This window comes from Paenibacillus sp. NAIST15-1, from assembly GCF_001894745.1.
Taxonomy (GTDB): domain Bacteria; phylum Bacillota; class Bacilli; order Paenibacillales; family Paenibacillaceae; genus Paenibacillus_B; species Paenibacillus_B suaedae.
On sequence record NZ_BBYF01000004.1, the window covers coordinates 82652 to 103857 of the forward strand.

At 43.7% G+C, this 21206-nt stretch carries 20 protein-coding genes; all 20 read right to left on the reverse strand.

Going from position 1 to position 21206, the window contains the following annotated elements; translation table 11 throughout:
• Positions 1-201: 201 nt before the first annotated feature.
• The 20 genes from secA to PBN151_RS11430 all read right to left on the reverse strand — a co-directional run bounded on the left by secA (position 202) and on the right by PBN151_RS11430 (position 21179).
• Positions 202-2712, reverse strand: coding sequence for a preprotein translocase subunit SecA (gene secA / locus PBN151_RS11335; RefSeq protein ID WP_072729038.1), 2511 nt, complete (start codon positions 2710-2712; stop codon positions 202-204).
• 411 nt (positions 2713-3123) lie between these two features.
• The gene (gene hpf, locus PBN151_RS11340; protein WP_021257112.1) at positions 3124-3675 is read right to left on the reverse strand and encodes a ribosome hibernation-promoting factor, HPF/YfiA family; all 552 of its coding nucleotides are present in this window, start codon (positions 3673-3675) and stop codon (positions 3124-3126) included.
• Positions 3676-4056: 381 nt separating this feature from the next.
• Positions 4057-4254, reverse strand: coding sequence for a cold shock domain-containing protein (locus PBN151_RS11345; protein WP_021257113.1), 198 nt, complete (start codon positions 4252-4254; stop codon positions 4057-4059).
• 141 nt (positions 4255-4395) lie between these two features.
• Complete coding sequence (gene fliB, locus PBN151_RS11350; protein WP_072729039.1) at positions 4396-5658, reverse strand: flagellin lysine-N-methylase; 1263 nt, start codon at positions 5656-5658, stop codon at positions 4396-4398.
• Positions 5659-5726: 68 nt separating this feature from the next.
• Positions 5727-8891, reverse strand: coding sequence for an IPT/TIG domain-containing protein (locus PBN151_RS11355; protein ID WP_227774614.1), 3165 nt, complete (start codon positions 8889-8891; stop codon positions 5727-5729).
• Positions 8892-8956: 65 nt separating this feature from the next.
• Positions 8957-9256: a hypothetical protein gene (locus PBN151_RS11360; protein ID WP_072729041.1), complete on the reverse strand. Its 300-nt coding sequence runs from the start codon at positions 9254-9256 to the stop codon at positions 8957-8959.
• The gene (gene fliS, locus PBN151_RS11365; RefSeq protein ID WP_083545104.1) at positions 9256-9639 is read right to left on the reverse strand and encodes a flagellar export chaperone FliS; all 384 of its coding nucleotides are present in this window, start codon (positions 9637-9639) and stop codon (positions 9256-9258) included. Before fliS ends, PBN151_RS11360 begins: the two co-directional genes overlap by 1 nt.
• A gap of 42 nt (positions 9640-9681) precedes the next feature.
• The gene (gene fliD, locus PBN151_RS11370; protein WP_072729042.1) at positions 9682-11169 is read right to left on the reverse strand and encodes a flagellar filament capping protein FliD; all 1488 of its coding nucleotides are present in this window, start codon (positions 11167-11169) and stop codon (positions 9682-9684) included.
• Positions 11170-11183: 14 nt separating this feature from the next.
• On the reverse strand, positions 11184-11546 hold the full coding sequence (locus PBN151_RS11375; RefSeq protein WP_083545105.1) for a flagellar protein FlaG: 363 nt from the start codon (positions 11544-11546) through the stop codon (positions 11184-11186).
• A 52-nt stretch (positions 11547-11598) separates the two neighbouring features.
• A complete protein-coding gene (locus PBN151_RS11380) occupies positions 11599-12420 on the reverse strand; it encodes a flagellin N-terminal helical domain-containing protein (RefSeq protein WP_072729044.1) in 822 nt (273 codons plus the stop codon).
• A 158-nt stretch (positions 12421-12578) separates the two neighbouring features.
• Complete coding sequence (csrA, locus tag PBN151_RS11385; RefSeq protein ID WP_072729045.1) at positions 12579-12818, reverse strand: carbon storage regulator CsrA; 240 nt, start codon at positions 12816-12818, stop codon at positions 12579-12581.
• Between the two features lie 2 nt (positions 12819-12820).
• Positions 12821-13246, reverse strand: coding sequence for a flagellar assembly protein FliW (fliW, locus tag PBN151_RS11390; RefSeq protein ID WP_072729046.1), 426 nt, complete (start codon positions 13244-13246; stop codon positions 12821-12823).
• A gap of 68 nt (positions 13247-13314) precedes the next feature.
• The gene (locus tag PBN151_RS11395; protein WP_072729047.1) at positions 13315-13887 is read right to left on the reverse strand and encodes a DUF6470 family protein; all 573 of its coding nucleotides are present in this window, start codon (positions 13885-13887) and stop codon (positions 13315-13317) included.
• A gap of 11 nt (positions 13888-13898) precedes the next feature.
• Positions 13899-14792 carry a flagellar hook-associated protein FlgL gene (gene flgL, locus PBN151_RS11400; RefSeq protein ID WP_072729048.1) on the reverse strand — a complete coding sequence of 298 codons (894 nt, stop codon included), beginning with the start codon at positions 14790-14792 and terminating at the stop codon, positions 13899-13901.
• A 14-nt stretch (positions 14793-14806) separates the two neighbouring features.
• Positions 14807-16372, reverse strand: coding sequence for a flagellar hook-associated protein FlgK (gene flgK / locus PBN151_RS11405; RefSeq protein WP_072729049.1), 1566 nt, complete (start codon positions 16370-16372; stop codon positions 14807-14809).
• A gap of 101 nt (positions 16373-16473) precedes the next feature.
• Complete coding sequence (locus PBN151_RS11410; protein ID WP_139295326.1) at positions 16474-16989, reverse strand: flagellar protein FlgN; 516 nt, start codon at positions 16987-16989, stop codon at positions 16474-16476.
• Positions 16986-17261, reverse strand: coding sequence for a flagellar biosynthesis anti-sigma factor FlgM (gene flgM / locus PBN151_RS11415; protein WP_072729050.1), 276 nt, complete (start codon positions 17259-17261; stop codon positions 16986-16988). The genes PBN151_RS11410 and flgM overlap by 4 nt, the downstream gene beginning before the upstream one ends.
• Before the next feature lie 259 nt (positions 17262-17520).
• Positions 17521-17934 carry a TIGR03826 family flagellar region protein gene (locus tag PBN151_RS11420; protein ID WP_072729051.1) on the reverse strand — a complete coding sequence of 138 codons (414 nt, stop codon included), beginning with the start codon at positions 17932-17934 and terminating at the stop codon, positions 17521-17523.
• A gap of 208 nt (positions 17935-18142) precedes the next feature.
• Entirely contained in the window at positions 18143-19045 is a 903-nt protein-coding gene (locus PBN151_RS11425; protein ID WP_072729052.1) for a ComF family protein, read from the reverse strand.
• Complete coding sequence (locus PBN151_RS11430; RefSeq protein ID WP_072729053.1) at positions 19038-21179, reverse strand: helicase-related protein; 2142 nt, start codon at positions 21177-21179, stop codon at positions 19038-19040. Before PBN151_RS11430 ends, PBN151_RS11425 begins: the two co-directional genes overlap by 8 nt.
• Between the last annotated feature and the right edge of the window lie 27 nt (positions 21180-21206).

Sequence of the window (21206 nt, forward strand, 5' to 3'; positions counted from 1 at the left end):
TTGGTTAGGAAGGGAGCAGTGTCGCTTCCTTCTCCCGAACAACGGGCGGCTATACGGCCGCCCGTTCGGGTCTATCATGTGGAGAGCTGCGCATTGGCCTCTATCCACCATGAATATGCTGTTTATTACTGTCTATGCAGCGGTGTATATCCGATGCAAGAGTATTCATGACTATAATCGGCATAAAACTCGTTCAGCCAATTAGTCTTGCTTACCGTGACATTGCTTATATTTCTTGCCGCTTCCGCAAGGGCACTGGTCGTTGCGGCCAACCACTTCGCCCTTTACAACAGGACGCTTCTCAGCAGGTTCTGCATTCGTAGACATCTTGCTCTCTTCTATGACAGCTTGACGTTCTACATTCTGCTCTACTTGAGCCTTCATAATGTATGTGGACACTTCTTCTTGGATAGAAGCTACCATGCTGTTGAACATTTCGTAGCCCTCGAATTGGTATTCACGCAGCGGATCCGTACCGCCGTACGCACGAAGGTGAATCCCTTGACGCAGATGATCCATCGCATCGATATGATCCATCCACTTGGAGTCTACGGCACGAAGCACGACAACCTTCTCAAATTCACGCACAAGTTCTGGCCCGATGCGCTCTTCGCGTTCTGTATATTTCTCCATAACCTTGCTGAACAGGAATTCCGTAATTTCTTCTTTTTCCTTGCCCCACAGGTCATCCTTCGTAATTGTACCCTCGTCAAGCATTTGACGATGCATGTAGTTCACGACTTCGTCCAGATCCCAGTTCTCTGGGATATCATCTTCATTACAGTGCGCATCTACGACGCGCTCGATGCATGGCTTGATCATATCCAACACGATTTGGCGGATATTCTCGGAATCAAGCACTTCAAAGCGCTGCTTGTAGATGATACCTCGCTGTTGGTTCATAACGTCATCATACTGAAGGACGACTTTACGCAAGTCGAAGTTGTTGCCTTCTACTCGCTTCTGTGCAGATTCCACAGCACGCGTAATCAGCTTGGACTCGATAGGCTGATCCTCTTCAAATCCAAGACGCTCCATCATGCCAAGCACGTTATCCGCACCGAAACGACGCATCAATTCGTCTTCCAAGGACAGATAGAACTGCGAGGAACCTGGATCGCCCTGACGTCCAGCACGTCCACGAAGCTGGTTATCGATACGACGGCTCTCATGGCGCTCCGTACCGATAATGTGCAAGCCGCCTGTTTCCTGTACGCCTTCACCCAAGATAATGTCCGTACCGCGACCCGCCATGTTCGTGGCGATAGTTACTTGGTTCGGTTGACCTGCGCTAGAAATGATATTCGCTTCCTCCGCATGGTACTTCGCATTCAAGACTTGGTGCTTCACACCCTTGCGGCGGAGCATGTCAGACAAGCGCTCCGAGTTCTCGATCGACACCGTACCAACCAAGACTGGCTGGCCATTTTTGTGGCGCTTCACGATTTCCTCTACAACCGCGTTATATTTCGCATTTTCCGACTTATAGACGACATCCGGAATGTCTTTACGTTGGTTCGGCTTATTCGTCGGCACTTGGATAACTTCCAAGCCGTAAATGCTCTTAAATTCTTCTTCCTCTGTCTTCGCAGTACCCGTCATACCGGCAAGCTTGCGATACATACGGAAGTAGTTCTGGAATGTAATTGTTGCGAGCGTCATGCTCTCATTTTGCACCTCAAGGCCTTCTTTCGCCTCGATTGCTTGGTGCAAGCCGTCGCTATAGCGACGGCCAGCCATCATACGGCCTGTGAATTCGTCGACAATAACAATCTCGCCGTCATTTACGACATAGTCAACATCCAGACGCATAATCGCGTGAGCCTTCAACGCTTGTTGGATATGGTGATTCAATGTTACGTTCTTCACATCGAACAGGTTCTCCACGCCGAGTGCTTTCTCCGCCTTAGCCACACCTGCTTCTGTAAGTGCAACTTGACGCGTCTTCACATCAATCGTATAGTCCTCTTCACCTTTCAAGCGGCTAACGAACCGGTCTGCAACGAAGTACAGCTCTGTCGACTTAGCAGCTTGTCCAGAAATGATAAGCGGCGTACGCGCTTCGTCAACGAGGATGGAGTCCACTTCATCAATGATTGCGAAATTCAGTGGACGCTGAACCATTTGCTCTTTATAAAGCACCATGTTGTCACGCAGATAGTCGAACCCATACTCGTTGTTCGTACCATACGTAATATCGCACGCATATGCTTCCTGCTTCATGTTGTGGTCCATACCAGAGAGGTTCAAACCAACTGTCATCCCCAGGAAATTGTATACTTGAGCCATAATCTCGCTGTCGCGGGATGCCAAGTAATCGTTGACGGTAACGACGTGAACGCCTTTCCCTTCCAACGCATTCAAATATACAGGAAGTGTTCCGACGAGTGTCTTACCTTCCCCTGTCTTCATCTCAGCGATCTTGCCTTCATGAAGCACCATACCACCGAGCAGCTGTACATCATAATGACGCATGCCCAGCGTACGCTTTGCAGCTTCACGCACTGTAGCAAATGCTTCTGGCAAGAGCTGATCCAATGTGTCGCCCTTTGCAAGACGCTCACGGAATTCCACCGTCTTCGATTGTAATTGTTCATCGGATAATTTCTCGAATTCGGGTTCCAGACCGTTAATAACCTCAACCGTCTTCAAGAGCCGCTTAACTTCGCGTTCGTTGGCATCGCCGAATATTTTCTTTACAAGTCCTAGCATGCTTAACCCCTTTCACGCAAATCCGATCGTGATTTTATGGCCGTTCTCTATCCTTCATTCAAGCTTCTACACAAGAACGGTAACATCGACTCGTTTTGCAATAAATTGTAACAGTTTCAACAGGGTCCCGCAACCGCCGCTGGGCATGTTTTCGGCGATCTTTCATCACATTTTCACACGAATGTAGCGGCATACCGTGGGCTATCCTGCTTCCAGCAACAAAAAGAAAATTTACACTATATTAATAGAAGGCATTTGAAAATGAGGTACAAATCGCACCTTCTGAAAACTCGTACTATTATATATACGTGAAAAGAGCCCATTCCGTTGTGGAAATAGGCTCAGTCCTTTTTTGGTAATCGGGTGAGCTCTCTGCCCTACATGGCAGCTGAGAACTCAATGTGCCCGTTCTTAGCCTTGTTCAATCAATCCGTAACGACCGTCATCACGGCGATATACAACATTGACTTCCTTGCTCTCCGCATTCGAGAATACGAAGAAGTTATGGCCAATCATATTCATCTGCAGGATTGCTTCTTCTACGTCCATCGGCTTCAGTGTGAATCGCTTCGTCCGTACGACTTCCAGCTCATCCTCTTCCTCCACCGCAACTGGTGCTGCTGTAGACTGTTCACGGAACAGCTGCTCTGCCGCTGCACCAACCTGACGGAACTTGCGGTTGGCTTTCGTTTTATGCTTGCGGATCTGCCGTTCCAACTTGTCTACGACGCCATCGATCGATGCATACATGTCCTTGCTTCGATGTTCGGCCCGCAGCAGCAAACCCGGTAATGGAATTGTTACTTCAATACTGTGTACATCCTTAATGACGCTGAGTGTAACGTTAGCGCCTGAAGCAGGGGGAGTTTCAAAATACCGTTCCAGTCGGCTCAATTTCTTCTCGACATAGTCAAGCAGTGCGTCTGTGACTTCAATGTTCTGACCTCGAACTTTATATTCCATATAGCACTCCTCCTTTGGATACCTTTATTATACCATAGCTATGATGGAGGAATCAAAAAAACGGTTACAATCCGTTTACAATTCCGTATCTTTATTTACCCTTATCCTCAGGTTATAAAACGGCTTATATGGTTGTCAATGAGCTGGAATCAGAACATTGGGAAAGGTACCGGCAAGTCTTGTTAAATCATGTTCATGTGGTTGCGCTTTACAGCTCATTGAAGCTCATTAAACAGCTATAAAGAGGATCTTGGACAACCACTGAACATAAACAGTAGCAATTCGAAATAACAGACCATGAAAAAACTAAAAACCCCTGGCATCAAGCCAGGGGTGTGTAGCTAATCGGAATCATATATAATTCGACTCACGTCGGTATGATTACAGTTTGATTACGTTAGCCGCTTGTGGACCGCGAGCGCCTTCCACGATATCGAATTCTACGGATTGACCTTCTTCCAAAGTCTTGAAACCGTCAGTTTGGATAGCGGAGAAGTGTACGAATACGTCGTTGCCTTCTGCAGTTTCGATGAAGCCATAACCTTTTTCAGCATTGAACCATTTTACTTTACCTTGCATGTCGATAACATTCCCTTCATCTTCAAATGCCGTGAAGTTTTTATCCTTCACAAGTTCGACTATATCACCGGATGGAAGCGTTGTCAATGAGATTATTGGAAATTTTCCCTTTATAATTATTAAAAAAAATCTCAAATCAAATTAATCAAAATTAAGCGATTCAACCTCACTGTCCTTCACCATCGTGGCTAGATGCCCTAATGTATCAAAATGATGTTCCTTGAGAAGTTGTTTAACATGATTCAGGTACTTGGAATTATGCTCAACTTGCCGGGAAATTTTTTGAATAACATTCACCGCGTCGTCTGATGTCAAACCTTTATTATATCCTGCTATACCGATCATAAAAATTTTAATAATAGAATATAAAACACACATTTGGACATATTCATCAAACACATCATTCTTAGTTATATTCGGATACAAAGAGCTGTAAATATAATTTACAAGATAGTTTTCAAGTATGAATTCATATTTCTCCAAAAAAGGTTGATAGTGATTTTTATAATTTAACGAAAAATTCCGTTCAATCAATTCTCGTATATCATCATCTTCGTTTTTCCCTAAAGTTAGTCCTGCAACCATATTATTATGGAAAACCGTGGTTTTATCTGTAGAATAACCCATAGTTGCTCTTATTTGTACCAATTCTGTAATTATTCTAGTTTGAAGCTTCAAGTTTATTTTAATTTGATTAAAACTATCAATGTAACCTTCATGATTCATTTTCACATAATATTCTTTAATCAGTTCACTTATTTGATCGTACTGTTTCTCTCCAAGATATTTTTGCAATTTGTCAGTAAACAAACCTAGCATAATCAATCGATCGCTAATCGCCATTTTACGATTTTGAATAATATCTATCGCAAGAACCCTAAGTTTCCAGAGCAATTCTTTCTTAAAAGTTGGCTCTTGCTTTCCAATACTTTTTGTAACAATCCATTCGGATTTAATATCTTGTTCAAACTCTTCAAAATCAATGCCCCCAGGATTTAATAATGCTAATCTTGCTGCTTCTGGACAAGATAGTTTTGCAGACAATTCGGCAATACTGTCTACACTGTTTAATACTCTTGGATAAGTTGCGCATACTGATGATAACATATGCTCGCCTAACTTCTCCTGAATCCCGCAAAGCCCCTTTTCATTCAATAGCGGGCACATGCAATTACTATCCAAGTTTATGTAGGCATAGCTTCCAGACGTATCTGCCTGAGCTCTATTCCTTTTCAGTCCTTGGCTAAGCTTGGTTTTCATTCCAGGTTCCCTGACATTTTTGTATTTTTTGTATGTCGCTTTATCAATGTCAATTCTCCAACCTGAACAGCATGTATCTTCACAATCCCCACCAATACAGGAGAATTGTTTCATGTAAACAGGCAGTAGCGTAACTTGTTTCACTCTTTTCACTCCTTAAACCATCTATTGCTTAAAGAAAGGGATCTTCCCCTAAGAAGATCCCTTTCCCATTATTTGTACTCAAAGTTTAATGAAGTATCTGATTCTTTTCCATCTGGATTCATAACTTTAAAGCTTACTACTCCAGGAGCACCTGCAGCAGGAACTCTAAATTTTATTCTTCCAGAATTGACGTAATCAGCTGGATACTCTACTCCATCAAATACAATTTTTATTCCTTTAACGAAATTTGATCCGTCAATATAGATGATCGTACCTCCAGATAATGCTCCAGAAGAAGGAGATACAGAACGCAATGTCGGACTCGGTAGTGCAGGCGGTTCGTCGTAAGTAAATTCCGCATTTGTTGAAACCCCTGATGGATTCGTTATCACGATTTCAACTTTTCCTGGTGTTGTCGTTGCAGGAGTACGGAAATAAATACGGGAACTATTTACATATGTGTAATTTACCGGACTATTATTAAAGGTTACATTAAGTCCTTTCTCCAGATACATGCCGTCAATATAAACGATTGTATCACCAGACATTGGTCCATGATTAGGGGACACTTTCGTAATCTCCGGTTTGAATTCCTCATACGTATATCCGTTTGGTAGAGTAAACGACTTCCCATCTGGGTTAGTTAGAGTTACATCAACACTTCCAGCATCAGTTACAGCAGGAACGTAAGCCCTTACTGTAGTTGGACTCATAAATGCAGCCAATTTTACCGTTGTCGTACCAAAAGTAACAGTTGCACCTTTTTGGAAATCCGTGCCGACGATTTCTACAAGGACACCACCATTTTTATTGCCGCTGTTCGGTGTAATGCTTTGAATCACAGGATCCGGAAATACAGGTGGAGCATCATAGGTAAAGCCATCCGCTAGTTCGCCTGATTTGTCATCTGGATTAACCACTTTAATACTAACAGTTCCATTAAAGTCTACCACTGGAGTACGAGCCGACATACGACCAGCATTTACATAGTTTGCACTAAGTTCTATTTCTTTTCCATTATGTACAAAGAACATCTTTGCACCTTTTTGGAAATCCTTACCATCGACATAAATAATCGTTGGTTCTGCCATCGGCCCATGATTCGGGTTCACAGCCGTAACAACTGGAGCTGGATACTCAGGTGGTGCATCATACGTAAATGCGTTTGGAACTTCAACGAATTGAAGATCTGGATTAGTTATTTTAATCGAGATGCTCTCTGGAGCGTTCCAGCTTGGCGTACGAACTGAGAGTCTATTCTTCCCTATGAAAGTTGTAGGAAGTTCAATTCCACCCCATAGGACTTTAACACCCTCTACAAAATCACTACCGTCAATATAAACCATTGTTCCGCCTTCCATTGGACCATTCTTTGGCGTAATACTGCTTACAGAAGGTGCTTTCGGAGGCGGAGGTAAAAGATATTTGAAGCCTTGTGCGAGCACTGACTTACTACCGTCTGGATTAACGACTTTTACGTCAATAGCATCTTCTTTTGCCCAAACTGGCGTTTGAATAGTTAACTTTTCTCCCGAGTAGTAAATAACTTTCTCAACTTCTTTATCTCCAAAAAATACTTTAGTGCCTTTTTCGAATAATTGGCCCTCTAAAGTAACGGTCTCATTCCCAGTAGTTATCCCTTCTGCTGGGGAAACCGATTTTAATTCCAATTTCGGCGGCTCATTATATCGGAATGCATCTTTCAATTCAGATTGTGTGCCATCTGGATTTTCAATTGTGATATTAACCAAGCCAGGTTTTACTCCGGCAGGTGTTACTGCGTGCAAGTAAACATCACTATGATAAGTCACAGTTGGGGAATAATTCTCGCCAACTTTCACTTTAATTCCAGGTAAAAAATATTTGCCAGTAATCATTATTTTAGTACCGCCAGCAAGCGGGCCAGATGTTGGGTCAATCTTTAAAACTTCAGGATCTGCAAGATAATTAAAGGGTGCAGTTGCTGCTTGGCGATCATCATTGATTACTTGTAATGTTGTCTGTCCCTGCTTGCCTACAGGAACCGTTGCATCAATCTCTTTATCATTAACCAATGATACATCAGAAGCTTCGATGCCTCCAATTAATACTTTCAATCCTGGTCTAAAATGCTCTCCAGCAATCTTTATTTTTTCTCCGCCAGCAATTTTGGCTTTATCTGGAGTAACGGATGTTATCGTTGGTGCTGGGTACTTGACTTCAAGAACCGTCTTATCTGGTGAATAGTTTCTAGGTGCACCAGTATAATCCTTGTATGTGATAATAGATTTGGGGGTTGTGACAGAGAACTTTCCAGCCCCCTTATCGGATTTATGTTTGATTTTATAGGTAAACTGAAGCTTATCTGTTTTTAACTCCAAAAAGTTCCATACCAAGGTGTTGCCGTTAACCTGTGGTTTAGGTATATTATGTTCATATGAACCTGGTACAATTTCAAATGCGTCGTCTACAACTTCAGTTACAGTCACATCATATGCACTGGCAAGACCAATTTCTTTTACAATGGCTGAATAAATTTCAGATAATCCCGTTGATCCCAGAACAAAATGATGATGATGTGCAGTCGTTGCCATATCCATCATCAACTTGTTAGGGGCACTAGTTATAGGATCTTCCTTTGGTGAAAGCAATGCGATCGTATAAAATACAATACCTGCATCTTTGGCTTGTTCCGCTTTTTTCAATGCATATTTGTATGCATCCAAGCCATCTCCGCCTACTGTGGCTGCACCATCTGTCATCAGGACAATTACAGGCTGTGCATCTGGGCGATGATTTTCTAGCAACTTGATTGCTTTATCAATTGCATCCCCTGTTGCCGTACTACCATTTGCTTTAATAGTATCAATGTAATTTTTTGCAGCTTGAGGATCAGAAGTTAATTCAAAAGAGTCGGCTTTTGAACTGAAATCAACCACCCCAACTCTATGCTTCTTGAAATCCATTAAATCTACAAACCCTTTGGCAGCATCAACTGCATTTTTCATCTTATTCTCGCCATTATTTGGACCATAGTCAGGGCCCATACTTCCTGACTTGTCAATAACAAGAATTACATCATTTGGTTTTACGACGTTTACCGGCGGCGTACCTTGTATGCCAAGTTGAACCTCTGCTTCCTCTCCTACCAGAATACTAGCTGGATTGATTGTTCTGGTCATTGTTACATAATCACTCGCTGCATATGCATCCTGGATAGGGAGCTGTGCAGTTACAATTAGCAATGTGAGCACAATAGCCAAAATGCGCTTAACCTTTCTCACAATAATTCCTCCACATTCATTGAACTAAAGTATATTTACCATTTTTTATCCATAAAATAAGAATCCGTAGCTTGGGCATATGAATTATACGATACTTGTTGCATCTTTCGATTCGTTGACTGCAGTTGCTGAAGTAATTGTGCCACCTGTTGATTTAGAATCAATATTTCTTTATAGAGTTCAAGTAAAGATTCCGTTACTTCACCGTCAAGTTGCAATAATTTATATAATTCATCCAACTCTTCTTCATGCTGCAAATATAACTCTGTCTTCATTGTATTCAGAAATAAGTTGTAAATATCAATGATACGTTTTCCTACTTCATACTTGTTCATTAGCTGTTACCCTTTTTGGAAATTAGCAATGCCTGCTTCCATGTTTCGGCATAATCCTTTGCAAATTGGATAACTTCTTCAAGAAATTTTTCGTCCTTGGAGATAATAAATTGATTAATGCAATACAAATAATATTCATATAATGCATAAAGCTGTTTGGAAATATCATATTGCATATTCAATGTAGAAATTAACTCAAATAATATTTCACGCGCTCCATGAACTTTAGGCATCATTTCATCGAATTGATTCATATGAAATGATTTTTTGGCCATACTCAATTTCCTAAACAATTCTTCGTATAAAAGGAGTGTCAATTCACCTGGGCTAGCAGTCTCTACTTTGGTTTTCAAGTATTGTTGTTGGTAATTCATCGGTTTCATGAAGCATCTCCCTTTACACAAATAATTTCCGAATTGTTATAATCAGCCTTGTCCCAATTGTTGCGCTAACCATGAACCTTGGCTATTTAATTTCTGAATAGCCTTTTCCATTGCAGTGAATTGCTTGTAGTAACGATTTTCTGTCATTTTAAGTTTGTCTTCAAGGGAATCCAGCTTTTTGTTCATATCACGTAATCTATTACCAAAAATACTGCCATCGACAGCATCTGAAACCGAACCCGATCCGATTTTTTTTGTAATCTTTTTCATTGAGTTGCCCAAGGTGTCGTACAGTCGCTCACCATATCCAATTTCTGATCTGTAATTCGGATCCTTGGAGTCTAGATTACTAGACTTGGTAAACAATTTCATGACTTCGTCAGGATTTGAATTTATTGCATCCTGAAGCTTTTGTTCATCTAATTGGATTTTTGCTAAATCCTTCGTGTTTCCTTGAACAAATGGTTTAAAAGTTATTCCGATATCTTTTAAAGATTTAATAGAGCCAGAAATGTCTTTTATGGGACTCGTTAAATCTCTGCGGAGTGAATTCATCGCGTCTTGCAAAATATCATCCCGATATAACAAACCCGCTTTAGCCTTAGATTCCCACAACTGAATCTGGCTGTCTTTCATGCTTTCCTTTTCCTCGTCACTTAGTGGATAATAGTTCCGGTTTGGTCTTTCTGTTGTTTTTGCTTGAATTTTATCCACAATTTCATTATATTTCTCAACGAAATCTTTGATCTGGGACACCAGATCCTGCGTATCTCTAGTTACCGTAACCGTTACTTCTGATGTGGAAACACCTTTAAGATCAAATTTCACACCATTAAATTCAAACGAATTATTAGCCATCTCCATAGCTACGCCATTTATTGTTGCCTTAGCGTTTTGACCTACATTAGTATTAGCTGCTTGTATATTGAAATTTGTAGAAAGCGCTCCAGAACTATCGTTTATGGAGAAAGTAGAGATATCGCCAGTACTCGCCGACGTTAACATGAACCTTTTGTTTATACTATCAAAGCTCATGCGTACGCCAATATTAGCCTTATTCACACTATTCATTACGGACTCGAGCGTAGAATCAGCATTAATTTCGAATTTCTGCTCCTTCCCGTCTACCGTAATTGAAAATTCCCCTGGCGTTAAGCCCTTCGCTTTTAAATCTACTGCCGAACTAAATGCATCTCCAACGTTAGTGGAGGAAGTCGCAAGTTGATCAACTTTTACAACATAACTTCCATTCCCTGCCGACGAATTGGCCGATGCAGTGATTACGGAATTGTTGCTGCTTGAAGCTGATAATTTATTAAATGTAGAAGAAAAGCGTAACTTATCTGCCAAATTTTTAAAGCTAGACATCATGGAATTCATGTTTCGATATTCTTCACGCTGCCACATTAGCGTTTGTTTTTGCTGTTTCAGCTTATTGGCAGGTTGCCGCGCTGCTTTCATCAAATCGTTAATCATTTTATCTGTATCTAAACCGGATGACATTCCAGAAAGACGGATTGGATTAATCATTTTCTCCTTCCCTCCTATCTCTTTTCATCAACAAATATTCCAAGTTGCTCGCACAAACTGTGAACAAGATCTAAAAATTTTTCAGGTGGTATTTCTTTGATCACTTCGTCCGTAGCTGTATCAATTATCTTCACAACTATCTGATTGGTTTTTTCATGAACTGACACTTTTAAGTAGGTGTCTACGCTCTTCAAAGCTTTATTCCCCTGCTCGACGACACTGTCAAGTTTCCGCATCCCGATAGGGATAAAATTTGATTCCTGCAGAGAATGTTGATCCGATTTTTCAATATGTACAGTCTGAATTTGCGAAAGAGTTGGCCATACGGTAAAATGTTGCGCCACCCTCATCTTCAATACCCCTTTTTTTGTTTTCATCGAATATTAAAGAAGCCGACCGGTTGATACCGGCCGGCTTCCCAGAAACATCTTAACGAAGCAATTGAAGTACGCCTTGTGGTTGTTGGTTAGCTTGCGCCAGCATTGCTGTAGCAGCTTGTTGAAGAATGTTGTTCTTCGTGAACTCGCTCATTTCTTTAGCCATATCAACATCACGAATACGGGATTCAGCAGCTTGCAAGTTTTCAGCAGTTGTTCCCAAGTTGTTAATTGTATGCTCTAAGCGATTTTGTACAGCACCCAAGTCGGAACGAATCTTGGAAACAGAGTCGATCGCCGTTTGAACTTTTTCAAGGTTGCCAGTTGCTGTAGCATTTTTGCCATCAAGTGCTGTCAAGCTATCAACTTTAAGTTCAGCAGCAGTTGCTTTTGACAATGTCAACTTGATAGTTTCATCTTTGTTCGCACCAACTTGGAATGTAATGTCAGTTGGAGCGCTGTCTCCCAACAAGTTTTTAGTATTGAAGCTTGTTTGGTTAGCAATTGCAGAGATTTGTTCTGTCAATTGTTTTACTTCCGAATCGATTTTCTTATTGTCTTCATCAGTCAACACTTCGTTTGCAGCTTGAGTGTACAATTCACCCATACGTTGCAACATTGCATGAGTTTCGTTCAATGCACCTTCAGCAGTTTGAATCAAGGAGATACCATCCAAAGCATTCTTGGAAGCTTGCTCCAAACCGCGGATTTGGTTGCGCATTTTCTCGGAGATAGCAAGACCTGCTGCATCGTCCGCTGCACGGTTAATACGGTAACCGGAAGACAATTTTTCAAGGGATTTCCCTTGTTGAGTGTTGTTGGTAGTCAATTGGCGGTGCGCGTTATAGGCACCCATGTTGTGGTTAATACGCATGATTAAGTTCCTCCCTGGAATCGTGTTATGGTGTTCGCTTCCTTGCTCACACCCTATTGGTCAACGTAGTTCTTCGGCCGATAGAATCATTCGTATGACCTTCTAATATATATATCGGCATCTATTAGTCGAAATTTATAGCTAATTGACTTTTTTATTCAACTTTTTTTCTTTAATAATTCTTCAATAGTTTGGAGTTGCTCCTTCGAGATATTTGAATTTGCAGCAATCTCATTTTGCTCCTTAATACTTTGATAAATTTCTTCTCGATAGACGGGGACATCTGAAGGAGCTGCAATCCCAAGTCGAACCTGATCACCATTCACCTCTACAACGGTTAAAACAATATCTTGTCCAATCATAATCTTCTGACCCTTGGCTCTTGTCAGAACCAGCATAGTTATCCCCTCCCTATTGGATATTGCAACTGATATTGAGGGCCGTCTAAAATAATTTGTGTGGCACGGTTATTATTTACGTTCATAATAAGAGGCGCTCTTAAATTTAAAGTGGTTTTATTGTCTGGTCTTGCTGTAAGGATAACCCGGACAATAACATGGTTTTTTGAGGTGATTTCCAGCGACTGCTTGATTCCTTCACTGAGATCGAACACATACTCTGGAGCAAACAAAAATGGATCTACGATCATAAATGAAAATTGTTCGTCTATTGTGCACTGCAAACACTCGATTGGCAAATCAGGCTCAATAGAATGCACCCATACATACTCCTTCGATTCTGGAAACCCTAAAATGCCGTTCTGAAACGTAATGATATCTTCCTCTTTTACTCGTAATATTCCAAGACGTGAAGACTTCACTTCCATCTGTATCCCTCCCAAAATAAAATAGCTATAAAGAACATCTTGCGTTCTATATAGCTACTTCACCCTCATTATACTACTGCATCCAATTGTTTGCCGCTACTGGAGAAAAAAATGTAGTTTTTTTGAATCAAATACGGATTTACCTTGCCAGGATAATAATCAATTTTCGGTTTGGTGCTCTCGAAATTAAGCTGTACACCTCCAGGGTTCCACTCTGTCTTCAATTCACCTGGAGTAAACTCCACCTCGACATTATCGTAGCTCGGCGGCCCGCAAATTTCAATTGGGTACTGTCTGAACATCCGCTCTCTAGCAATCTCGGAAAATGCGTTTTCTTTCTTATGAAATGCCATCATACGATCGCCTTCACTAGCCAAGTTAGCAATATTCTGCATGGAGATTTGAAGTGATTCTTGAGCAATTCGATCCGTCACTTCCTCAAATCTTGCTTTCCCCAGGGCTGACCAAGCTTTTCGTGAATCAATTTCTAATTTGCTATCACTATGATCCATACGAACGACTACTTGTTGTTGAGAGATCTCTAGTTGAGGAGGCGGTGTTTCAATATTTAATACACCCGCCTCACGTTCTAGCCCGACCCTTGAGAATTGCTGATTTATCTGGATATGAGGTATATTCACATCACATCACCCTATCGTAAGAAATCTAGCAAGCTTGGACGTGAAATACGAGCAATTGTGTCGAGAGACGCTTGGAATATACTTTCTGCGGTCTTCAATTCTGTTATTACCTTTGGCATATCAATATCCTCGGTAGCAGACTGTAATGAAACATAATTCATGTTAAGGTCTTCCAGACGACTTGTTGTAAATTCCAATCGATTTTGCTTAGCCCCGACCTCCGCTTGTCCAATGACCAACTTTTCCAAAGCTCCTTGTAGCTTCGGAATTGCGCCTGCAATCCCACCTGTATTGTCACTAAGCAGAGCTTTCTTCATATCATTAACAATTGTAAATAAGTTGTCGGCATCCCCAAACTTCCCGAACACCTTATCGCCTAACATATTAACATCCACGTATATCCCTGCACCTACTTGATACTGAACTACACCATCATCTAATGTATATTTTTCGTTAGCTGGATCTTCCGGATAAGGCTGCTGATTCGTACGTTGCCCGTTGAATATATAGCGCCCTTTAAATTGGGAGTTCCCTAAAGAAACCAAATGTGTGTACAATTGCTCTACTTCACGTGCAATATTTTCTCGAGCATCCTTTGGAACCGTATCTGTACCACCCTGTACAGCCAACTCAGACAGCTTCTGAACAATTTGAGTAGCTTCATTCATTACGGTATCTGTAAACTTCATGAATGAATCCGCATCTTCCACATTTTCCGTAAACTGTGTTGTAGAACTAATCTCCGCACGATAATGCAGTGCACTTGCCACGCCGACAGGGTCGTCAGAAGGGCGGTTCAGGCGGCGGTTCGTCATGAGTTGTTCTTGATATTTGTCCAGCCGCTTATAGTTATTCTGCAAGTTCTTCATCATGGAGCTGCTCATCATCGATTGTGTTATACGCATGTTACTCTTCCTCCTTATCTGCCGACGACGCCGGTGCCGTTAATGAGCTTGTCCAACATTTCGTCCATCGTTGTAATAATCCGTGATGAAGCGCTGTATGCATGTTGGAATTTGATCAAGTCCGACATTTCCTCATCCATCGATACGCTGCTAACTGCTTGACGCAAGCTGTCCGCATGATCCGCCAGCAGCAAACTGTTCTCTACCATCTTTGTCGCATGGTCAGCATCTGTACCAAGTTGTGCTACGACCGACTGTACATAGCTGTTAATCGTCGCTGACTTCGTAACTGCGCCCGGTTCAGAGAAGCTGTATACTTTCTCTGCCAAGCTCGCAATAAGCAAAGCCATATCGCCGTTCCCTTGCAGCGGTACTTCTTGCGTTGTACCATTAGGTCCTTGACGCACTTCTGTACGCATCGAAGCTGCAATGTTCTTCACGTCACTCAATATATCTGCGTTTACTCTCATATTGTTAGCCGTGATCGGGCCGCCATTCTGCGATACAAAGAAGTCTCCGCCTTGCTTCGCAGGTTCAGACAGAGCATAGCCCATCTTGTGCAAACCATTCAGACCGTTTACGGTGTACTTCGTATCGTTCATCAGCTTACGCGGATTGGATGGATCCATTACTGCATTTGGTATGGATACCCCAGGCGGCAATATCGTACCCGCTGGGATGGTAACCTCTACTGGGCCATTGGCAATCGTGTTCGCGATAATGTCCAATTGACGTTTATATTCGGCAACATGAATATCTCTCGATTCCACGTAGCCTTTAATTTCACCATCTGTTAACGCACCTATGTCGCCGTCCGTAATTGGCGTCATCGCCATATTATCAATAACAAGTGTGCCACCAAAGGATACTTGATACGTTTCTTCTCCTTCAACAACATTCACGTTGCCAAGCCCGGAGAGCTGATCGACCAGCAAATCCCGCTTGTCCCGCAAATCGTTGGCATTGTCGCCAAGACCTTCGATACGCTTAATCATCTGAGTCAAATCAGAAATCTGGGTAATATAGTTGTTTGCCTCGCCAATCTTTACATTTATTCGCTCAGTCAAGTTACTCTCCAGCGTGTTCAACTGGTTTGAGATATGGTTGAACGTTTCCGTCAATGCAACCGCTTTTTGTTGTACAACGGTACGTGCGGAGAGATCAGAGTTACCCGGATTCTTACTGAGCAGCTGCCAAGCATTCCAAAACTCTGATACGCTCTTTGCCAAGCTGTTATCCGAAGGCTCATTGAATACGCCCTCAATATTGCCAAGCGTCTCCTGCTTCACCTTCCATGTGGAATGTACCGTATTCTGGTTTCGATATTCGATATCCAGCAAGAAGTCACGCACTCGGCGGATACTATCCACCTCGACACCCATTCCTAATTGGTTCGGGTTCTTAGACAAGTTATACATCCCTGGATAATCAATCGGACGTGCAGCCGTCAACCTTGCGACTTGACGCGAATAGCCAGGCGTATTCGCATTCGTAATATTGTGACCTGTTGTGCTGATGGACGTCTGGTGGGCCATAATGCCCCGTTTACCAATTTCTAATGTATGAAAAGTCGAACGCATCGCTCGCTTCCTCACTTTCTCCGTAGCTTCGCACTTCAGCTTTCTATCTGTTATCTAAATAGGTAAAGCTGTACCTTTATAACCTGCTTTCATCCTTGCTTCTACGCTCTTGTGTCGAACATGCTGCGCGGTGTGCTCGAGCTGGCTTGTGCTGGATGTTGATACACAACTTCATCCTCTGGTCGGCTCATATACAGATTCAAGGAGTATTCGACAAAGGACAACGATTGCTGCAACAGTTCCTGGATAATGACATTGCTTTCCTTCAGCTTATGCAGGGTATCGGACAAATCCCGCTGTATATTCAGCAGCTCCACGCGTTCCTCCGCTTGGAATACAAGCCGAGCAATTTCCGTCACCGTCAAATTCAACTGGGATCGTATGCCCTTCTCCTGTATGAACTCCTGTGTTGCCTGCAACCGCTCCTCATCCGCCTCCGCAACCTGCTTCAACAGTCTGGATTCCTTCGTCATAAGCTGCGACAAGCCTTCCACGTCGTTCTTGATGATCACTTGCTTCTTCTCTTCTGCAATATCAAGCAGCTGCTTGTGCAAGTCGTTCAGAAGCGTTAGCGATCCAATGATTCGCTGCACACTCACACCTGTTCCTCCGCTCATTTGTTCTCTTTACGGAACAATGGAAGCATCTTCTCTGCAATCTTGTCCGCTTCCACATGATAGGTTCCGGTAGATACCGCCTTCTTCAAATCTGCAATGCGCTCACTGCGAGCAGGATCATGTACCCGGTTCTGTGCTTCTAGCATTTCCTGTGCTTCAGTCGAGATGATCAGCTCATCCTTGCGGGAAGGCTTCTGCGATGCACGATTCATTGCCTGTTGTTTCTGAGAATATTGGATCGCGCCAAGACGCTGTGTTTCATTAATTTTCATCCCATTCACCTCGTTCCATAAGACAAACTTATATCGTTATCCATCATTGATGAAGCACCCATTACATCTTTCAATATTGCCTTTTGACTGCTTCATTACTGCTTCATTCCATCTTATCAATAAGAAAAGCCGATAACCTTTACTAAGATTATCGGCGCAGTGTCAAGAATTATTTAGATGTATTGTCATGAATATTATGAACTTAATCTAAAAAATCTCATTTCAGAGAGTTTTGTTATTGACAAACTCCAAATTTGAATTATTCGCGTGTCCGTTTCGTATCAATGACACGATAGGCGCCATCCCCCATGCGAGAAGCTTCCTTCTTCTCATCTGTACCAACTACTGTCTGTGTAAGCTCTTTCACAAGGCGAGTTCGGCAAGATTCGCACATATTCCCTTCGCGTATCGGCTGGCTGCATATTTCACATTCATAAGTCAGATTCGGTGCCTGATATATGGAAATGCGCCCTTCTTTAATAAAACGCGTGATTTGACGAACGCTTACTTCTGTTGCTTCACTCAGCTCATGCATCGTGGCTTGACGTGCTTCACGCAGATAAGCAGCACAGCGTTCATACTCCTGTTCGATTTCTTTCAAGCAATTTGGACAGAGATCTCGGAACGCCTTGGCAAAAAGAACTCCGCAGCGCAGACAATTGCTCAGCTCCATGTCATTCGCCTCCTACGATGCTTCATTTCTTCATCATATCGCAATATTCGGCAGATGACGAGCAAATTTTTATTCATAAGCCTTGCACACTTTACATACCAGCTGGAACAGCCTCTTATAAGCTTGAGGACGCATCTCATTCTCAGCCTTCCAAACCGTAATCGCCTCTCATCTCCGAGACGAGTAGTCGTACTGCGCTCCTCTTCGTCTATGCCCTCGCCCACGTATAGCTGACAATCGAGACCGGACAGTCAAGATCCCTGCATAAGGACGATAGCTTGCGAGAATAGGCTCTTATCGTACTCCCTGTTGTATATACATCGTCAATAAGAAGTACCCGCAATTCAGCTGCGTTGCTCCCTTCTCTCCCCTTACAAGCACCCCAGGCCTCTTGCAGGCTTCTCCCCGCCCATTGATGCTGCTTGAACGCATTAGATATGCTTCGCTCCCTGCCTATTCGAGATTGCTTGCTCTGCTTCTCTGCATCCTGTGTGCGCGCCAGAAGCTCTACGACCGGCCTCCCCCATTCTCTCCCCAGCGCCCATGCGAATTGCTCTGCCTGATTGAATCCGCGAACTTGGATACGCTCCCGAGTAGATGGTACATATGTAATGAGATCTGGCAGAATCGCATCCAACTTGCCCTGGAACAACGCAGTGATCCCACCATCTCTAATGCTTGGTCGCCGTTCCCACACGGTGGACAGCAGCGGTTCATAGGCAAGCTGCATCATCCTGACCATGACCAACTCATACACTCGATCCCCCTTGAATTTATACTGAGACAGCCATTGCTTCATTTGTTCGTCATATCGCACCACGCTTCGATTGGCTCTTAGACCGTCATTTCGCAAAGGATGGCGCTGACAATCTGGACAGCGGATCGCTCGCCCGCAATATGCACAGCCTAATTCACGAATCCATGGGATTAGATTGACACACTTATAGCACACCAGAGACATAAGGCTCTGTTCGTAGGGATAAAGTGGACGTAGAGCTGTATCGTTCATCCGAATGGATCTTTTGCAAATGATACATGCCTGCTGACTCGGACTAAGCATCCCGCCATATATCTTCTCCAGCAAGTCACCCCATCTCATTCTTCTACCCAATCCGCTGTCTCCTGACCGCTCCTGACAACAAATATCCTTTTCTGGCTGCAATCCGATTCATGTCCCGAATTTGCCGAACTGCTGACCGCTGTGATCGATTCCACTGCGGGGAGCCAAACACGACCAATCCTGCAGGATCATCCTTCGAACGCCCTGCTCTGCCCGCCATCTGTACTAGTGAAGCTGCATCGAACAAGCGATCGTCTGCATCAAGAATGAATACATCGCTCATCGGTACCGTCACACCTCGTTCCAGAATCGTTGTCGTGACGAGCACACGAATGTTCCGTTCTCGAAATTGAATTACTTTATCCCCTCGGCTCTCATCTGCCGCTGACGTTCCATCGATATGGACACCGGGAATACGTTCGCGCAGCAGACGTACAAGCGGATCTACTTGACGAATACGAGAAAGGAACACAAACAGCTGGGCACCTCTACTTACCGAATGATTCATGCGTGCCAGCAGTAGTGCTGGCAGCCCATGTGCAGATAAGCACTGAGCAACCGAAGGCATTGTGATTCTCATCGGGATAGGAAGTGGATGACGATGGAAACGCACTGGCACCCTAGCATGAGAGAGCTTGCCTCTTCGAACATTCTGCTGCATCGCCTCTGGCGGTGTCGCGGATAAATAGACGAACACACCCCCGGGCGTACAAGCGCGTTCTGCTGTACGCTGCAGCATCGGATCATTATGATAAGGGAATGCATCCAGCTCATCGATAATAGCTAATTCGAAGGCTTCCTCGAAACGAATCAGCTGATGGGTGGTCGCGATAGTAATATCTCCATCTCGCCACCGTTCCGGGCTGCCTCCATACAACGTAACGACCTTCTGTGCAGGAAACGCCTTCTCTATCCTAGGCTTCAATTCCAGTACAACATCACGTCGCGGCGTGGCAATCAATACACGTCCACCATGCAGCAGCGTGTCCTCCACGAGCGGAAAAATCATCTCCGTCTTTCCAGCCCCAGTTACGGCCCATAATAAAAAGGCGCCCTTACGCAAATTGCCCCTTGTTCCCTGTACCGTACTTCTACTTCCAGATGTATTCATCTCAGACAGCCTAACAACTTGGTTCCTTGCACGAACTCCATCAATATAATTCAATGCCTGTCTACTCGCCTCTAACTGTGCTGGAGCCAGCCCCCACTTCTCTAACTGCTCCTCTCGATTCGAAATAAGCGCTGCGGCACTGTCGTCACCTCGATACAGCTTGCCAGCAATCAAAATAGAACAAGACCGGCAGCGCCCCACATTCAAGCATTGTGTACACGTCCAGCATTGTAAAGAATGGCAAGTCGAGCAAGTGGAGCTGCTTAAACCCTCTGAACCCCCACAGCGTCCGCAGCAAATCGTAACCGAGGCTTTATAGAGGGATCGCATGACTCGTTTCAGCGGGGAAATACGGCTAGCAGTAGTAGGCAGCTTACCGCCGTCATCCCGGCGAGTAAATGACATCCCTGCCCTCAGCTCCACCCAGCCATGCAGCCACCCCCACTGGATGAGCGAATATCTGCTCGCAATTAAATGTTCCGCTCCCGCATCCCGCAGGAATTGAATCAATTCTTCATCCAAAAGCAATCGACCACAAATTCCATAGGCGATACGATAAGCATCAGCATGCAATGCGGACCATACTCCTGCCTGAGACACACCTTCCCCAAGGAAAGAAGCAGGCAGCCCAGATGAATTCGCATCCCATTGTGTTGTTGCATAGGCTACGGATTGTTCTGCGACCCGATACATAGGCTTCTGCTTTTCCATGACGAACAGCTTGGAGGTCGGCTCCGAATATGGCGCTTCGATAATCGCAACAGCTAGGTGCTCCTGCATCAGCCTCCGCTTAGCTTCTTCTTCAAACTCCTCCACACACGGGGAAAGAATATCAGCAAAATAACGAACCCAGCCCTGCTCTCCCCAACGCTCCATAGCTTCGCTTGGCTTGAATTGTTCCAGCACAGCGAGGCCAACTTGAATCGGCAGCTGCTGATGCAAAACAACGAGTTTTGACCCACGGGACAGGCTCCCTTCCCCTGCTAACCAATAGCGTACATCAACACGCCAATCTACAGTGATGCCCGAGTGCCATCCGTACTCCGTGCGCACGGCATAAATTCTTACTTGCATGACTATTCCCTCTCCTTCGCCATACGG

Excerpts from the sequence above, each read along its gene's own strand:
- secA (WP_072729038.1), bottom strand. The coding sequence starts at position 2,712 with ATGCTAGGACTTGTAAAGAAAATATTCGGCGATGCCAACGAACGCGAA.
- hpf (WP_021257112.1), bottom strand. The coding sequence starts at position 3,675 with ATGGAATATAAAGTTCGAGGTCAGAACATTGAAGTCACAGACGCACTG.
- PBN151_RS11345 (WP_021257113.1), bottom strand. The coding sequence starts at position 4,254 with ATGCAAGGTAAAGTAAAATGGTTCAATGCTGAAAAAGGTTATGGCTTC.
- PBN151_RS11360 (WP_072729041.1), bottom strand. The coding sequence starts at position 9,256 with ATGAACAAGTATGAAGTAGGAAAACGTATCATTGATATTTACAACTTA.
- fliS (WP_083545104.1), bottom strand. The coding sequence starts at position 9,639 with ATGAAACCGATGAATTACCAACAACAATACTTGAAAACCAAAGTAGAG.
- fliD (WP_072729042.1), bottom strand. The coding sequence starts at position 11,169 with ATGATTAATCCAATCCGTCTTTCTGGAATGTCATCCGGTTTAGATACA.
- PBN151_RS11375 (WP_083545105.1), bottom strand. The coding sequence starts at position 11,546 with ATGAAAACAAAAAAAGGGGTATTGAAGATGAGGGTGGCGCAACATTTT.
- PBN151_RS11380 (WP_072729044.1), bottom strand. The coding sequence starts at position 12,420 with ATGCGTATTAACCACAACATGGGTGCCTATAACGCGCACCGCCAATTG.
- csrA (WP_072729045.1), bottom strand. The coding sequence starts at position 12,818 with ATGCTGGTTCTGACAAGAGCCAAGGGTCAGAAGATTATGATTGGACAA.
- fliW (WP_072729046.1), bottom strand. The coding sequence starts at position 13,246 with ATGGAAGTGAAGTCTTCACGTCTTGGAATATTACGAGTAAAAGAGGAA.
- flgL (WP_072729048.1), bottom strand. The coding sequence starts at position 14,792 with ATGCGTATAACACAATCGATGATGAGCAGCTCCATGATGAAGAACTTG.
- flgK (WP_072729049.1), bottom strand. The coding sequence starts at position 16,372 with ATGCGTTCGACTTTTCATACATTAGAAATTGGTAAACGGGGCATTATG.
- PBN151_RS11410 (WP_139295326.1), bottom strand. The coding sequence starts at position 16,989 with ATGAGCGGAGGAACAGGTGTGAGTGTGCAGCGAATCATTGGATCGCTA.
- flgM (WP_072729050.1), bottom strand. The coding sequence starts at position 17,261 with ATGAAAATTAATGAAACACAGCGTCTTGGCGCGATCCAATATTCTCAG.
- PBN151_RS11420 (WP_072729051.1), bottom strand. The coding sequence starts at position 17,934 with ATGGAGCTGAGCAATTGTCTGCGCTGCGGAGTTCTTTTTGCCAAGGCG.
- PBN151_RS11430 (WP_072729053.1), bottom strand. The coding sequence starts at position 21,179 with ATGCAAGTAAGAATTTATGCCGTGCGCACGGAGTACGGATGGCACTCG.